This is a genomic window from Kosakonia sp. AG348 (assembly GCF_003337365.1).
GTDB lineage: Bacteria > Pseudomonadota > Gammaproteobacteria > Enterobacterales > Enterobacteriaceae > Kosakonia.
In genome coordinates, this window is the sequence record NZ_QPJR01000003.1 from 482,879 (window position 1) to 499,119 (window position 16,241).

The following is a 16,241-nucleotide window of genomic DNA, read 5'->3' on the forward strand; positions in this document are numbered from 1 at the left end:
GCAATATTTTATTGCCCTTTTATTTTTCCTTTTTCATCCTTCATTTTATCCAAACCTGCCATAATCTCTCTTTATCTCTCTTTTTTATGTTTCTCAATTGTAAATTTTGACCATCTGGTCTACTTTTTTGATATCCATCGCCATAAAATGCAATTTTCTCTACACGCAAGCGTTTTCCCTGTGAGTTTGTCTGATCTTTTTATCGATTAAATCCAGTAATAAGAGGCAATGGCGTAAAACAATAAGAAAAATACCGGAGAAAAGTTGACTTTTAACCGACATCTCTCCAGAATGCCGCCGTTTGCCAAAAATCCACGGCAAGCAAATTTGCATTGATTCAGGTTCTCAATATGAATTAATATGCAAATAAAGTGAGTGAATATTCTCTGGAGGGTGTTTTGATTAAGTCAGCGCTATTGGTTCTGGAAGACGGAACCCAGTTTCACGGTCGGGCCATAGGGGCAACGGGCACGGCGGTTGGGGAAGTCGTTTTCAATACTTCAATGACCGGTTATCAAGAAATCCTCACTGATCCTTCCTATTCCCGCCAAATCGTTACTCTTACTTATCCTCATATCGGCAATGTCGGCACCAACTCCGCTGACGAAGAGTCCTCTCAGGTACATGCGCAAGGCCTGGTCATTCGCGACCTGCCGCTGATCGCCAGCAACTTCCGCAGTACCGAAGACCTCTCTTCTTATCTGAAGCGCCATAATATTGTGGCGATTGCTGATATTGATACCCGTAAGTTGACTCGTCTGTTGCGTGAAAAGGGCGCGCAGAACGGCTGCATCATTGCTGGTGATAATGTTGATGCCGCGCTGGCGCTGGAAAAAGCGAAAGCCTTCCCGGGCCTGAACGGTATGGACCTGGCGAAAGAAGTCACAACGGCGGAAACCTACAGTTGGACGCAAGGCAGCTGGACACTGGCGGGTGACCTGCCGCCGGCGAAGAGCGAGAGTGAGTTGCCGTACCACGTTGTGGCATACGATTACGGCGCAAAACGCAACATTCTGCGCATGCTGGTAGACAGAGGTTGCAGACTGACGGTGGTTCCGGCGAAAACCCCGGCGGCGGATGTTCTGAAACTCAATCCGGACGGCATTTTCCTGTCTAACGGCCCTGGCGACCCGGCACCGTGCGATTATGCTATCGAGGCGATTAAAACTTTCCTTGAAACGGATATTCCGGTGTTCGGTATCTGCCTGGGCCATCAGCTGCTGGCGCTGGCGAGCGGTGCGAAGACGGTGAAAATGAAGTTTGGCCATCACGGCGGTAACCATCCGGTAAAAGATATTGATAACAATACCGTGATGATCACTGCGCAGAACCACGGTTTCGCGGTTGATGAAGCGTCAATGCCTGCAAATCTGCGCGTAACGCACAAATCCCTGTTCGATGGCACGCTGCAAGGCATTCATCGCACCGATAAACCGGCGTTTAGTTTCCAGGGACACCCGGAAGCAAGTCCTGGCCCGCACGACGCCGCGCCGCTGTTTGACCACTTTATTGAGTTAATCGAGCAGTATCGTAATACCGCCAAATAATCAGGAGAAAAGAGCAATGCCAAAACGTACAGACCTAAAAAGCATCCTGATCCTTGGCGCTGGCCCGATTGTTATCGGCCAGGCATGTGAATTTGACTACTCTGGCGCACAAGCATGTAAAGCGCTGCGTGAAGAGGGTTACCGCGTCATTCTGGTGAACTCCAACCCGGCGACCATTATGACCGACCCGGAGATGGCCGATGCGACCTATATCGAGCCGATCCACTGGGAAGTGGTACGCAAAATTATCGAAAAAGAGCGTCCGGATGCCGTTCTGCCGACCATGGGCGGCCAGACCGCGCTGAACTGCGCGCTGGAACTGGAACGCCAGGGCGTGCTGGAAGAGTTCGGCGTCACCATGATTGGCGCGACTGCCGATGCGATTGATAAAGCGGAAGACCGCCGTCGCTTCGACATTGCGATGAAAAAAATCGGCCTCGACACGGCGCGTTCCGGTATCGCGCATAACATGGATGAAGCGCTGGCGGTGGCGGCTGATGTTGGTTATCCGTGCATTATTCGCCCCTCCTTTACCATGGGCGGCACCGGTGGCGGTATCGCGTATAACCGCGAAGAGTTCGAAGAGATTTGCGCCCGCGGGCTGGATCTCTCGCCGACCAATGAGCTGCTGATTGATGAGTCGCTGATTGGCTGGAAAGAGTACGAGATGGAAGTGGTGCGCGATAAAAACGACAACTGCATCATTGTCTGCTCGATTGAAAACTTCGACGCGATGGGCATTCATACCGGTGACTCCATCACCGTAGCTCCTGCGCAAACGCTGACCGACAAAGAGTACCAAATCATGCGTAACGCCTCGATGGCGGTGCTGCGTGAAATCGGCGTTGAAACCGGCGGTTCGAACGTACAGTTCGCGGTAAACCCGAAAAATGGTCGTCTGATTGTTATCGAAATGAACCCGCGTGTATCGCGTTCTTCGGCGCTGGCGTCGAAAGCGACCGGTTTCCCGATTGCGAAAGTCGCGGCGAAACTGGCGGTGGGCTACACGCTGGATGAACTGATGAACGATATCACCGGCGGGCGTACCCCGGCCTCGTTCGAACCATCTATCGACTATGTTGTGACCAAAATTCCGCGCTTCAACTTCGAGAAATTTGTGGGCGCGAATGACCGTCTGACCACGCAGATGAAATCTGTTGGTGAAGTGATGGCGATTGGTCGTACCCAGCAGGAATCGATGCAGAAAGCGCTGCGCGGCCTGGAAGTGGGCGCGACCGGTTTCGACCCAAAAGTGAGCCTTGAGGACCCGGAAGCCCTGACGAAAATCCGTCGCGAGCTGAAAGACGCGGGCGCTGAGCGTATCTGGTATATCGCCGATGCGTTCCGTGCGGGCTTATCTGTTGATGGCGTGTTCAACCTGACCAACATCGACCGCTGGTTCCTGGTGCAAATCGAAGAGCTGGTGCGCCTGGAAGAGCAGGTGGCAAGCGTGGGGATCAACGGTCTCGACGCTGACTTCCTGCGTACCCTGAAGCGTAAAGGTTTTGCCGATGCGCGCCTGGCAAAACTGGTCGGCGTGCGCGAAGCGGAAATCCGTAAGCTGCGCGATCAGTATAATCTGCACCCGGTCTATAAACGTGTGGATACCTGTGCGGCGGAATTTGCGACCGATACCGCTTACATGTACTCCACGTACGAAGAAGAGTGCGAAGCCAATCCGAACCATGATCGCGAAAAAATCATGGTGCTCGGCGGTGGGCCAAACCGTATCGGCCAGGGCATTGAATTCGACTACTGCTGCGTACATGCGTCGCTGGCGCTGCGCGAAGATGGTTACGAGACCATCATGGTCAACTGTAACCCGGAAACCGTGTCGACCGATTACGACACGTCTGACCGTCTCTACTTCGAACCGGTTACTTTCGAAGACGTGCTGGAAATTGTGCGTATCGAAAAACCGAAAGGCGTTATCGTGCAGTACGGCGGCCAGACACCGCTGAAACTGGCGCGCGCGCTGGAAGCCGCCGGTGTGCCGGTGATTGGCACCAGCCCGGACGCTATCGACCGTGCGGAAGACCGCGAGCGCTTCCAGCACGCCGTTGAACGCCTGAAACTGAAACAGCCAGCTAACGCCACGGTTACCGCGCTGGAGCAGGCGGTTGAAAAAGCGAAAGAGATCACTTACCCGCTGGTGGTGCGTCCTTCTTACGTCCTCGGCGGTCGCGCCATGGAAATCGTCTATGACGAAATCGACCTGCGCCGCTACTTTATGACCGCGGTCAGCGTTTCCAACGACGCGCCGGTGCTGCTGGACAAGTTCCTCGACGACGCGGTAGAAGTGGATGTCGATGCGATTTGCGACGGCGAAAGCGTGCTGATTGGCGGCATCATGGAGCATATCGAACAGGCGGGCGTGCACTCCGGTGACTCCGCATGTTCACTGCCTGCTTACACCCTGAGCCAGGAAATCCAGGATGTGATGCGCCAGCAAGTGCAGAAACTGGCGTTTGAATTGCAGGTTCGCGGTCTGATGAACGTGCAGTTTGCGGTGAAAGATAACGAAGTTTATCTGATTGAGGTCAACCCGCGTGCCGCGCGTACCGTGCCGTTCGTCTCCAAAGCCACCGGCTTGCCGCTGGCAAAAGTGGCGGCGCGCGTGATGACCGGCAAAACGCTGGCTCAGCAAGGCCACACCAAAGAGATTATCCCGCCGTACTACTCGGTAAAAGAAGTGGTGCTGCCGTTTAACAAGTTCCCGGGCGTTGACCCACTGTTAGGGCCGGAAATGCGCTCTACCGGTGAGGTGATGGGTGTGGGACGTACCTTTGCCGAAGCCTTCGCCAAAGCGCAACTGGGCAGTAACTCGACCATGAAAAAACAGGGTCGCGCGCTGCTGTCAGTACGCGAAGGGGATAAAGAGCGCGTGGTGGATCTCGCCGCGAAGCTGCTGAAACAGGGCTTTGAACTGGATGCGACCCACGGCACGGCGATTGTGCTGGGTGAAGCGGGCATTAACCCACGTCTGGTGAATAAGGTGCATGAAGGTCGCCCGCACATTCAGGATCGTATCAAGAATGGCGAATACACCTACATCATCAACACCACGGCGGGGCGTCAGGCGATTGAGGATTCCAAGCTGATTCGCCGTAGCGCACTACAGTATAAAGTGCACTACGACACCACGCTGAACGGCGGCTTTGCTACCGCGATGGCGCTGAATGCCGATGCCACAGAAAAAGTGATTTCCGTGCAGGAAATGCACGCGCAGATTAGCAAATAATCCGCTCCCCCTCTCTCCCTTGTGGAGAGAGGGTTCTCTACTCCCCCTTCAGAGTGTTCTGCATTTTCCCCACCGTTCAGTGAGTTAGCCTAAAATGGCTAAACAGACGAATGAAATTCACTGGAAAGCAGGGAGATAACCATGCGAACTAAACTTCTGATGACCTCGATTTTTACTGCAGCAGCACTGTTTACCGTTGCCGGGTGTTCCTCCAACCAGGCGGTACGCACCACTGATGGCCGCACCATTGTGACCGACGGCAAACCGCAGGTGGATAAAGACACCGGGCTGGTTTCTTATAAAAATGCAGAAACCGGAAAAACCGAGCAGATTAACCGCGATCAGGTGAAAAACATGAGCGAACTGGATAACTAATCCCTTCCTCATTTGCGGTGGCTCCGGCTACCGCATGCCTTTCCCTCATTCCCGCACAGATTGCCGCTTTTAGCCAGACGATTAACTGACTACACTTTCAAGAAAAAGCGTGTAGTGAAAACAGGTTAATCAATGATCCTCATAATTTATGCCCATCCTTATCCGCAGCATTCGCATGCGAATAAGCGCATGATTGAGCAGGCAGGGACGCTGGAAAACGTTGAAATACGTTCTCTGTACGAACTCTATCCTGACTTCAATATTGACGTCGCCGCCGAGCAGGAGGCGATTTCCCGTGCCGATTTAGTTATCTGGCAACATCCGATGCAGTGGTACAGCGTGCCGCCATTATTCAAACTCTGGCTGGATAAAGTGCTGGCGCACGGCTGGGCGTATGGCCACGGTGGCACGGCGCTTCACGGCAAAAGCGTGTTGTGGGCGGTGACGACGGGGGGGGGCGACAACCATTTTGATATCGGCTCGCATCCCGGTTTTGATGTACTTTCCCAGCCGCTGCAGGCGACAGCGCTTTATTGCGGGATGAACTGGCTGCCGCCTTTTGCTGTGCACTGTACGTTTATTTGCGACGATGAAACGCTGCAGGCGCAGGCGCGCCATTACAAACAACGTTTACTGGAATGGCAGGAGGTGCAGTATGGATAGCCATTCGTTAATTCAGGCGCTGATCTATCTCGGGTCGGCGGCGCTGATCGTGCCGATCGCCATGCGCCTGGGGCTGGGATCGGTGCTTGGCTATCTGATTGCCGGGGGCATTATTGGTCCGTGGGGATTGCGGCTGGTAACCGACGCGGAATCTATCCTCCATTTTGCAGAAATCGGCGTCGTACTGATGCTGTTTGTGATTGGCCTTGAACTCGATCCGCAGCGTTTATGGAAACTGCGTGCGTCGGTGTTTGGCGGTGGTGCGCTGCAAATGGCCAGTTGTGGATTGTTACTCGGCGGGTTTTGCGCGCTGCTCGGGCTCCCGTGGCCGGTCGCGGTGTTAATTGGTCTGACGCTGGCGTTGTCATCAACGGCAATTGCCATGCAGGCGATGAATGAACGCAACCTGACGGTATCACAAATGGGGCGCAGCGCCTTTTCCGTGCTGCTGTTCCAGGATATCGCAGCCATCCCGTTGGTGGCGATGATCCCTTTGCTGGCTGCCAGCGGTGGGGCGATGACGCTCAGCGCCTTCGCGCTTTCGGCGCTGAAAGTTGTTGCCGCGCTGACACTGGTGGTGCTGATCGGGCGCTATGTTGCTCGCCCGGCGCTGCGCTTCGTGGCGCGATCCGGTTTGCGGGAAGTGTTCTGCGCCGTGGCGCTGTTCCTGGTCTTCGGTTTCGGCTTATTGCTGGAAGAGGCGGGATTGTCGATGGCGATGGGCGCGTTTCTTGCCGGTGTGTTGCTTGCCAGCTCCGAGTATCGTCATGCGCTGGAAAGCGATATTGAGCCCTTTAAAGGCCTGCTGCTCGGGCTGTTTTTTATCGGTGTGGGAATGTCGATCGACTTCGGCACGCTGGTGACGCATCCGCTGCGCATCTTACTGCTGCTGGTCGGTTTTTTGGTGATCAAAAGCGCGGTGCTGTGGCTGATTGCTCGTCCGTTACGCGTGCCTGGCAAGCAGCGGTTGTGGTTTGCCGCCCTGCTGGGGCAAGGGAGTGAGTTCGCCTTTGTGGTGTTTGGCACCGCGCAAACGGCACAGGTGCTGGATAGCGAATGGGCGAAAGCGCTAACCCTGACGGTCGCGCTGTCGATGGCCGCAACGCCGCTGTTACTGGTGCTGTTGGCCCGTCTTGAAGCATCCGGTAGTCAGCAGGAGCGCGAAGCGGATGAAATCGACGAGGAAGATGCGCGGGTCATTATTGCCGGGTTCGGACGTTTCGGGCAGATCGCCGGGCGTTTGTTGCTCTCCAGCGGCGTGAAGATGGTGGTTCTGGATCACGATCCCGATCATATTGAAACGCTGCGTAAATTCGGCATGAAGGTGTTTTATGGCGATGCGACACGCGTTGATTTGCTGGAATCTGCCGGTGCCGGACGGGCAGAAGTATTAATTAATGCCATCGACGATCCGCAGGCCAGCCTACAATTAACGGAGCTGGCAAAAGAGCATTTCCCGGATCTGCGCATTATTGCCCGCGCCCGCGACGTCGATCACTACATTCGCTTGCGCCAGGCCGGTGTCGAGAAACCGGAGCGTGAAACCTTCGAAGCGGCGCTGAAAACGGGAAGGCTGGCGCTGGAAGGGTTGGGGTTGGGTTCATATGAAGCGCGTGAACGCGCCGATCATTTCCGCCGCTTCAACACCTCAATGGTGGAAGAGATGGCGCAGGTGGAAAACGATACGCAGGCGCGTGCGGCGGTGTTTAAACGCACCAGTGCGATGCTGACGGAAATCATTTCGGAAGACAGAGCGCATCTGTCATTAACCCAGCGCCATGGCTGGCAGGGTACGGAAGAGGGGCGTCATACTGGCGATCCCGCAGACGAACCAGCGGTTAAACCGCAAGCGTAAATTACCGCTTACGGATAACTTGCTGATTCAACACGGCTGGCAAGCTGGCGGTGCAGATTCGGGGTGCGGTGCCGCCAGCAGAATAGAAAATTTTCTTATTCTTTACCTCGCGCCCCGTCGACGAAAGATTGCGCTTTCCGTATAGTGGCGACAATTTTTTGGCTTCCAGGAATGAATAAATGATCAGTCTGATTGCGGCGTTGGCAGTGGATCGCGTCATCGGCATGGAGAATGCGATGCCGTGGAACTTACCTGCCGATCTCGCCTGGTTTAAACGCAATACGTTAAACAAACCGGTAGTGATGGGTCGCCTGACGTGGGAATCCATCGGTCGTCCGCTGCCGGGTCGTAAGAATATCGTGATCAGTAGCCAGCCGGGCACTGACGATCGCGTGCAGTGGGTGAAATCCGTTGATGAAGCGATTGCACAATGCGATGGTGCTGAAGAGATCATGGTGATTGGCGGTGGTCGTGTTTACGAGCAGTTTCTGCCGAAAGCGCAGCGTTTGTACCTGACACACATTGATGCGGAAGTGGAAGGTGATACCCATTTCCCGGATTACGATCCGGACGACTGGGATTCCGTGTTCAGTGAGTTCCACGACGCGGACGCGCAGAATTCTCACAGTTACTGTTTCGAGATCCTCGAGCGCCGTTAATTCACTGCGCTACGGCCGCGGTTGCACGGCAACGTTAGGTTTCTTCTCTTTCCCCGGCCCAGGCCGGGGAAATTATTTTCAGGAGGCAATCGCCTCGCCATCGCCCAAATCCATCTGACGATTCGACGCCTGGGTGAAGTACTGTTTATCTTCCCAGCGCAGGCAGGTCAGCACACCGCCCCAGCAGCAGCCCGTATCCAGCGCGTAGATGCCTTCAGGCGTCCCTGCGCCTTCCAGTGATGCCCAGTGACCAAAGGCAATGCTGTATTCTTGCGCCACCGGTCCCGGAATCGAAAACCACGGTTTTAGCGGCGCGGGGGCGTGCTCGGGAATGTCTTTGCAGTACATATCGAGTTGCCCGTTCGGGAAGCAATAGCGCATGCGCGTAAACGCATTGGTGATAAAGCGCAGGCGGGCAAGACCGCTGAGCTCAGGCGTCCAGTGGTTCGGCAGATCGCCGTACATAGCGTCGAGAAAGAGCGGATAAGAGTCGCTCGCCAGCACCGCTTCAATATCGCGCGCACAGTGGCGGGTGGTTTCCATATCCCACTGCGGGGTGATCCCGGCGTGCGCCATCACCAGTTTTTTCTCTTCGTCGATTTGCAGCAGCGGCTGACGGCGCAGCCAGTTAATCAGCTCATCAGCGTCGTGTGCTTCCAGAAGCGGATTAAGCCGGTCTTTGGGCTTATTGCGGCTGATGCCCGCGTAAACGGCGAGCAGGTGCAAATCGTGGTTACCCAGTACCAGACGAACGTTGTCACCGAGTGATTTGACGAAGCGCAATACCTCAAGCGAGCCAGGGCCGCGCGCGACCAGATCGCCCGTCAGCCATAAAGTGTCCTGCCCAGGTGAAAACTCAACCTGTTTTAACAGCGCGACGAGTTCATCATAGCAACCATGAACGTCACCAATAAGGTATGTAGACATTGTATTAATGGATCAATGTTGGGACGGCGAGTCGGAAGACCGGGATAGCGATGCGGAAGGTTTCTCCCTGCGCATCGATCATTTCGTAATGGCCTTGCATAGTGCCCAGCGGCGTTTCAATTACCGCACCGCTGGTATATTGATATTCGCCGCCAGGCTCAATGTGCGGCTGTACGCCAACCACACCTTCGCCCTGAACTTCCGTTGCGCGGCCATTTCCATTGGTGATAAGCCAGTAGCGCTTGAGCAACTGGACAGGGGTTCGCCCCAGGTTCCGGATGGTAATGGTGTAAGCGAAAACATAGCGTTCATCGTCGGGAGCGGACTGAGACTCGATGTAGATGCTTTGTACCTGAACACAAACTCGGGGCGAATTGATCATACGTTAACTCTCCTTCGGCGGCGCATTCTCTGTCAGGTAGTTCGCTAACTGGCAATATTGCGCTACAGAAATATTTTCCGCGCGCATCGCCGGATCGATACCTAACGACGCCAGCACTTCAACGGTAAAGACGTTGCCGAGGCTGTTGCGAATGGTTTTACGACGCTGGTTAAACGCTTCGGTGGTAATGCGGCTCAGCGTGCGGATCTCTTTCACCGGATGCGGTAATTGAGCGTGCGGCACCAGACGAACCACAGCAGAATCCACTTTTGGCGGCGGCGCAAACGCGGTGGGCGGTACTTCCAGCACCGGAATAACCTGGCAGTAGTACTGCGCCATCACGCTTAATCGACCATACGCCTTACTGTTTGGCCCCGCAACCAGGCGATTCACCACCTCTTTTTGCAGCATAAAGTGCATATCGGCAATGGCATCAGTATAGCTAAACAGATGGAACATCAACGGCGTGGAGATGTTATACGGCAGGTTACCGAAAACACGCAGCGGCTGACCGATCGTTTTTGAGAGCTCGCCAAAATCCATGGTCATTGCATCTTGCTGATAGATAGTCAGTTTAGGTGCAAGGAACGGATGTGTTTGCAGGCGGGCAGCCAGATCGCGGTCAAGCTCGATGACCGTTAATTTATCCAGACGTTCGCCCACCGGTTCGGTGAGCGCGCCAAGGCCTGGGCCGATTTCGACCATAGCCTGACCCTTTTGCGGGTTGATGGCCGAGACAATGCTGTCGATCACGAACTGGTCGTGGAGAAAGTTTTGCCCGAAGCGTTTGCGGGCTAAGTGGCCCTGATGGACGCGAGTATTCATTGAGTATTAACAATCATTTTGATGGCGAGATTAAGCGCCGTAATAAAACTGCCGACATCCGCTGTGCCTTTGCCCGCGAGTTCAAGCGCGGTACCGTGGTCGACGGATGTGCGAATAAAGGGTAAACCGAGGGTAATGTTCACGCCGCGGCCAAAGCCCTGGTATTTTAGCACGGGCAGACCCTGATCGTGGTACATCGCCAGTACGGCGTCGGCATTATCAAGGTATTTGGGCTGAAAAAGCGTGTCGGCCGGCAGCGGACCGCTTAAATTCATACCCTGCGCGCGCATTTCATTGAGCACCGGAATGATGGTATCAATCTCTTCCGTTCCCATATGACCGCCTTCACCGGCATGCGGGTTCAGGCCGCAGACCAGAATATGCGGTTGGGTGATACCGAACTTCTGTTGCAGATCCGTGTGCAGAATGCCGATCACTTCCCGCAGCAAATCAGGCGTAATGGCGTCGGCCACGGCTTTGATAGGCAAGTGTGTGGTCGCCAGCGCCACGCGTAGCTCTTCGGTTGCCAGCATCATCACCACTTTGGCGACGTGAGAGCGTTCCTCGAAAAACTCCGTGTGTCCGGTAAACGGCGTCCCTGAATCGTTAATCACGCCTTTATGCACCGGGCCGGTAATCAGCGCGGCAAATTCGCCACTCAGGCAGCCGTCGCAGGCGCGGGTAAGCGTTTCTACAACGTAAGAGCCGTTAAGCGTATTAAGTACGCCTGCGGTGACGGGCGTATGCAGAGGAACAGGCAACAGCGTTAATGTGCCTGCTTGTTGCGGTACTGCGACGGCCGTTGGATCGTAACCGCGCAGCTGAAGCGGTAGACCGAGCAGCGAGGCCCGGTCGGTCAGCAGCGTTGCGTCTGCACAGATAACCAGTTCAACCGGCCAGTCGCGCTGGGCGAGTTGCACTACCAGATCCGGGCCAATCCCGGCGGGTTCGCCGGGAGTGATAACGACACGCTGTGTTTTCATTAGTTGCTCAGAATCTTGACATAGGCGCTGGCGCGCTGTTCCTGCATCCAGGTTGCCGCTTCTTCAGAGAACTTACGGTTCATCAGCATGCGATAGGCTCTGTCTTTTTGCGCCGCGTCGGTTTTGTCGACGTTACGGCTGTCCAGCATTTCGATCAGGTGCCAGCCAAAGGAGGAGTGAACTGGGCCGCTCATCTGGCCGCGTTTCAGCTTCATCAGCGCATCGCGGAAGGCCGGATCATAAATATCTGCTGACGCCCAGCCGAGATCGCCGCCCTGGTTTGCAGAACCCGGATCCTGAGAGAACTCTTTCGCCGCGTTAGCAAAAGTAGTTTTGCCACTCTTAATATCGGCTGCGATCTGTTCCAGTTTCACACGTGCTTGATCGTCGCTCATGATCGGCGACGGTTTCAGCAGGATATGGCGGGCATGAACTTCTGTGACAGAGATGCTCTGCGTCTGGCCGCGCAGATCGTTCACTTTCAGGATATGGAAACCAACACCCGAACGGATTGGGCCAATCACATCGCCTTTTTTCGCCGTGCTCAGCGCCTGAGCAAAGATGCTCGGCAGCTCCTGAATTCGGCCCCAGCCCATCTGACCGCCTTTCAGTGCTTGCTGATCGGCAGAGTAAGTGATGGCCAATTTGCCAAAATCACCGCCGTTACGAGCTTGTTCCACAATTGAACGCGCCTGACTTTCCGCTTCGTTCACTTGATCGGAGGTCGGATTTTCCGGCAATGGGATCAGAATGTGGCTCAGATTCAGTTCAGTGCTGGCATCATTCTGGTTGCCCACCTGCTGCGCCAGGGCTTCGACTTCCTGTGGCAGCACCGTAACGCGACGGCGCACTTCGCTGTTACGCACTTCGGAGATGATCATCTCTTTGCGGATCTGGTTACGGTAGGTGCTGAAATTCACCCCGTCATAGGCCAGGCGGCTACGCATCTGATCCATCGTCATATTGTTTTGCTTGGCAATATCGGCGATGGCGGCGTCGAGCTGTTCGTCAGTGACTTTGACGCCCATTTTCGTGCCCATCTGCAAAATGATTTGATCCATGATCAGACGTTCAAGGATCTGGTGGCGCAGCGTGGCGTCGTCCGGTAATTGCTGACCCGCCTGGCCTGCGTTGGCCTTCACGGATTGCATCAAACCATCAACATCACTTTCCAGCACCACGCCGTTATTGACCACGGCGGCGACTTTATCAACAACCTGAGGCGCGGCAAAACTGGTATTCGCAACCATAGCGATACCGAGAAGCAGCGTTTTCCAGTTCTTCATACCTTTTCCATTTCAATTAACCGCAATGCGGATTACGTTGCAAATCAAACAGATCACAGTGAGCTACGGTACGGCAGAATGTTCGAACGCAGCATTTGTTGCGTTCCCAGGCCGTAGTTGGAGCTCAAGCCACGCAGCTCAATGTTGAAACCGATGGTCTTGTCATATTTGCTTTGATTATTTTCCCAGCCGTTGATTTTGCGCTCATAGCCAAAGCGAATCGCATAACAGCAGGAGCTATATTGCAAACCCACCATCTGATCGGCAGGTTTACTGGTATTGGTATCGTAATAGTACGCCCCGACGATGGACCAGCGGTCCGCAATCGGCCAGCTTCCGGCGGCACCTACCTGCGAAATACCATCTTTATACTGCGCTGAAGTTGCATAGTTTGGCAGCGTTGCTTGTACGTATTCCGGGCTGGCGTAACGGTAGCTCAATTGCAGCATACGGTCTTCATCGCGGCGATACTCCAGCGACGAGCTGCTGTTAGCGATATTATTCAGACGGGTGTCATACTGCACCCCGCCGCGCAGACCCCAACGATCGGAGATACGCCAGTACGTATCGCCTGCCCACACCAGCGAACCAGTTTTGTTGTCTTTCTCCCAGTTAATGTTGTCATCCCCGGTACGGGACTCGGTGAAATAGTAGATTTGACCAACAGAAACGTTAAAACGTTCAACCGCCGCTTCATCATAAATGCGGGTTGTGACGCCGGTAGTAACCTGGTTCGCGGAGGCGATACGATCCAGACCGCCATAAGTACGGTCGCGGAACAGCCCGCTGTAGTCGGATTGCAGCAGCGAGGAGTCGTAGTTGTTGATGTGGCTCTGATCGCGATACGGCACATACAAGTATTGAGCGCGCGGTTCCAGCGTCTGGGTGTAGCCCTCCGCCCAGTTCATATCGCGTTCAAACACCAGCTTGCCGTCAGTTTTAAATTGCGGCATAACGCGGCTAACGTTGTCTTTCAACTTATTCGCCGCTTCCAGTGCGGTCATGTTGGAACTACTCTGGCTGCTGTTGTACTGCTGCTGCGCGTAGTTGCGATAAGTATCAATATTGTCTTGCTGATAATGGGTACCCAGCAGCTTAACTTCGGTGTTCAAACTGCTCCAGGCGTTTGATACAGGCAGACTGAGCGTGGGTTCTAAATGCAGACGCGTTGCTTCAGGTAGGCTGGAATTGGTATTGGTAAATTTCACTGCCTGGCCGTATACGCGGAAATCAAACGGACCCAGATCGTTGTGATACCAGTTAATATCCACCTGCGGTAACGCAGCGTACGAGTTACTGTTCTGGCGGTTAAATACCTGGAACTGTTTGGTTGTTACTGTTGCATTGAAGTTCTCTACTCCATAACCCGCACTGAAAATCTGCGTGGCATAGCCGTCAGTACTGGAGCCATATTTTGAATTGAAATCATTAAAATAGTGCGGGTCGCTGACTTTGGTGTAGTCAACGTTAAAACGCCACACCTGATCCATTACCCCGGCATGTTGCCAGTAAAACAGCCAGCGGTGACGCTCCCCTTCGCTAGGGTACTCATCCTGAAACACTTTGTCTGACGGCAGGTAATCGAACTCAATAAGGCCAGCACCGGCCTGCGTCAGATAACGGAATTCATTTTCCCACTGTATATTGCCCCGTTTATGGATGTAGTGCGGCGTGATCGTCGCATCCATATTTGGCGCAATGTTCCAGTAGTATGGCAGATAGAACTCGAAATAGTTTGTCGTGCTGTACTTGGCATTAGGGATCAGGAAACCTGAACGGCGTTTGTCGCCGATAGGTAACTGCAGATACGGGCTATAGAACACCGGCACCGGGCCGAGCTTAAAACGCGCATTCCAGATTTCCGCAACCTGCTCCTGGCGATCCTGAATAACTTCGCTGCCGACAACGCTCCAGGTATTCGACCCGGGCAGGCAGGAGGTAAACATCCCATTGTCCAGAATGGTGTAGCGGTTTTGTCCACGCTGTTTCATCAGATCGGCGGTACCGCGACCCTGACGACCCACCATCTGGTAATCACCTTGCCAGACGTTGGTATCTTTGGTGTTCAGGTTTGACCAACCTTTAGGACCTTTCAGGATGACCTGGTTATCGTCATAGTGCACATTACCGAGTGCATCCACTGTGCGAACCGGGTCCGTCTGACCTTCCGGCTGCTGCTGATGAAGCTGCACCTCATCGGCCTGTAAACGGCTATTTCCCTGATTAATATCGACATTGCCGGTAAAAACGGCATCGTCAGGGTAGTTGCCTTTTGCGTGATCGGCATTGATCGTCACCGGCAAATTATTGGTGTCGCCCTGTACCAGGGGGCGGTTGTAGCTGGGAACGCCAAGCATACACTGCGAGGCAAGATCGGCTGCCATCCCCTGCTGGCTGTAAAGGGCAGAGCCAATCATGGTGGCCAGGAGGGTGGGGATACGTTTTTTCATACGTTGTATTTGTTGTTCCGTCATCTGTGGCTTTACGCTGGCAAACGGTCTGAGACTAACTTACTCGCCTTTGCAACGCTAGTTTTAATCCTGCCCGCGTTCGAGCCAGGGGGAGAAGACTGCGCCTGTGCATGGCATAGAATGACGGGTATGATAAAGCAAATTTTAGCCGACGGCATGACGATTTGGGGAGTATATGCAGTATTGGGGGAAAGTGGTTGGGGTTGTCATCGCTCTTTTCATGGGCGGCGGCTTTTGGGGCGCGGTTCTTGGGTTGTTAATCGGGCACTTTTTTGACAAGGCGCGCAGCCGGAAAATGGCGTGGTTTGCCAACCAGCGCGAACGTCAGACGCTCTTTTTTGCCACCACCTTCGAGGTGATGGGGCATCTAACCAAATCGAAAGGCCGGGTAACCGAAGCGGATATCCAGGTCGCCAGCCTGTTTATGGATCGCATGAACCTGCACGGCGAGTCGCGCAGCGCAGCGCAGCAGGCATTTCGCGTCGGCAAAACGGATAATTACCCGTTACGCGACAAGATGCGTCAGTTTCGCAGCGTCTGCTTCGGGCGTTTCGACTTGATTAGGATGTTTCTGGAAATTCAAATCCAGGCAGCCTTCGCCGATGGCTCTTTGCACCCCAGCGAACGCGAAGTGCTGTACGTGATCGCTGAGGAGCTTGGGATTTCGCGTCTGCAATTCGATCAGTTTCTGCGCATGATGCAGGGCGGGGCGCAGTTTGGCGGTGGTTATCAGCACCAGCAGCAAGCGGGCGGTGGCGGCTGGCAGCAGGCGCAACGCGGCCCGACGCTGGAAGATGCCTGTAATGTTCTGGGGGTGAAACCGTCAGACGATGCGACCACCATCAAGCGCGCCTACCGTAAGCTGATGGGCGAACATCATCCGGACAAACTGGTGGCGAAAGGTCTGCCGCCGGAGATGATGGAGATGGCGAAACAAAAAGCGCAGGAAATTCAGAAGGCTTACGAGCTGATTCGCGAGCAGAAGGGTTTTCGCTAACGCCATAAAACTCTCCCGGTCGTCAGACCG

The 16,241-nt window shown here is 54.5% G+C and carries 13 protein-coding genes; 7 read left to right on the top strand and 6 right to left on the bottom strand.

The window, feature by feature from the left end:
- Positions 1-398: 398 nt before the first annotated feature.
- The 6 genes from carA to folA all read left to right on the top strand — a co-directional run bounded on the left by carA (position 399) and on the right by folA (position 8,340).
- A complete protein-coding gene (carA, locus tag DFO56_RS09470) occupies positions 399-1,547 on the top strand; it encodes a glutamine-hydrolyzing carbamoyl-phosphate synthase small subunit (protein WP_044489559.1) in 1,149 nt (382 codons plus the stop codon).
- A 16-nt stretch (positions 1,548-1,563) separates the two neighbouring features.
- Entirely contained in the window at positions 1,564-4,788 is a 3,225-nt protein-coding gene (gene carB, locus DFO56_RS09475) for a carbamoyl-phosphate synthase large subunit (RefSeq protein WP_045509990.1), read from the top strand.
- A 141-nt stretch (positions 4,789-4,929) separates the two neighbouring features.
- Positions 4,930-5,163: a YgdI/YgdR family lipoprotein gene (locus tag DFO56_RS09480; RefSeq protein ID WP_020456507.1), complete on the top strand. Its 234-nt coding sequence runs from the start codon at positions 4,930-4,932 to the stop codon at positions 5,161-5,163.
- Positions 5,164-5,295: 132 nt separating this feature from the next.
- The gene (gene kefF / locus DFO56_RS09485; RefSeq protein ID WP_045509987.1) at positions 5,296-5,826 is read left to right on the top strand and encodes a glutathione-regulated potassium-efflux system oxidoreductase KefF; all 531 of its coding nucleotides are present in this window, start codon (positions 5,296-5,298) and stop codon (positions 5,824-5,826) included.
- Positions 5,819-7,681 (top strand): glutathione-regulated potassium-efflux system protein KefC, encoded by a 1,863-nt coding sequence (kefC, locus tag DFO56_RS09490; protein ID WP_045509984.1) that lies wholly within the window; start codon positions 5,819-5,821, stop codon positions 7,679-7,681. The genes kefF and kefC overlap by 8 nt, the downstream gene beginning before the upstream one ends.
- Before the next feature lie 179 nt (positions 7,682-7,860).
- Positions 7,861-8,340: a type 3 dihydrofolate reductase gene (gene folA / locus DFO56_RS09500; protein WP_020456510.1), complete on the top strand. Its 480-nt coding sequence runs from the start codon at positions 7,861-7,863 to the stop codon at positions 8,338-8,340.
- Between the two features lie 78 nt (positions 8,341-8,418).
- On the opposite strand, the gene apaH is transcribed toward folA, so the two are convergent.
- Genes apaH through lptD form a run of 6 tightly spaced genes read right to left on the bottom strand, consistent with a single transcriptional unit; the run spans position 8,419 to position 15,193 of the window.
- On the bottom strand, positions 8,419-9,267 hold the full coding sequence (apaH, locus tag DFO56_RS09505) for a bis(5'-nucleosyl)-tetraphosphatase (symmetrical) ApaH (protein ID WP_045509981.1): 849 nt from the start codon (positions 9,265-9,267) through the stop codon (positions 8,419-8,421).
- Positions 9,268-9,271: 4 nt separating this feature from the next.
- Complete coding sequence (apaG, locus tag DFO56_RS09510) at positions 9,272-9,649, bottom strand: Co2+/Mg2+ efflux protein ApaG (protein ID WP_017457892.1); 378 nt, start codon at positions 9,647-9,649, stop codon at positions 9,272-9,274.
- A gap of 3 nt (positions 9,650-9,652) precedes the next feature.
- The gene (gene rsmA, locus DFO56_RS09515; protein WP_020456512.1) at positions 9,653-10,474 is read right to left on the bottom strand and encodes a 16S rRNA (adenine(1518)-N(6)/adenine(1519)-N(6))-dimethyltransferase RsmA; all 822 of its coding nucleotides are present in this window, start codon (positions 10,472-10,474) and stop codon (positions 9,653-9,655) included.
- Positions 10,471-11,457, bottom strand: a complete 987-nt coding sequence (gene pdxA, locus DFO56_RS09520; RefSeq protein ID WP_045509975.1) for a 4-hydroxythreonine-4-phosphate dehydrogenase PdxA — start codon at positions 11,455-11,457, stop codon at positions 10,471-10,473. The genes rsmA and pdxA overlap by 4 nt, the downstream gene beginning before the upstream one ends.
- Complete coding sequence (gene surA, locus DFO56_RS09525; protein ID WP_020456514.1) at positions 11,457-12,743, bottom strand: peptidylprolyl isomerase SurA; 1,287 nt, start codon at positions 12,741-12,743, stop codon at positions 11,457-11,459. The genes pdxA and surA overlap by 1 nt, the downstream gene beginning before the upstream one ends.
- Positions 12,744-12,796: 53 nt before the next feature.
- Positions 12,797-15,193 (bottom strand): LPS assembly protein LptD, encoded by a 2,397-nt coding sequence (gene lptD / locus DFO56_RS09530; protein WP_045509972.1) that lies wholly within the window; start codon positions 15,191-15,193, stop codon positions 12,797-12,799.
- Between the two features lie 196 nt (positions 15,194-15,389).
- Here lptD and djlA point away from each other — a divergent pair, with 196 nt between their 5' ends.
- Positions 15,390-16,211, top strand: coding sequence for a co-chaperone DjlA (gene djlA / locus DFO56_RS09535; RefSeq protein WP_020456517.1), 822 nt, complete (start codon positions 15,390-15,392; stop codon positions 16,209-16,211).
- Positions 16,212-16,241: the final 30 nt, after the last annotated feature.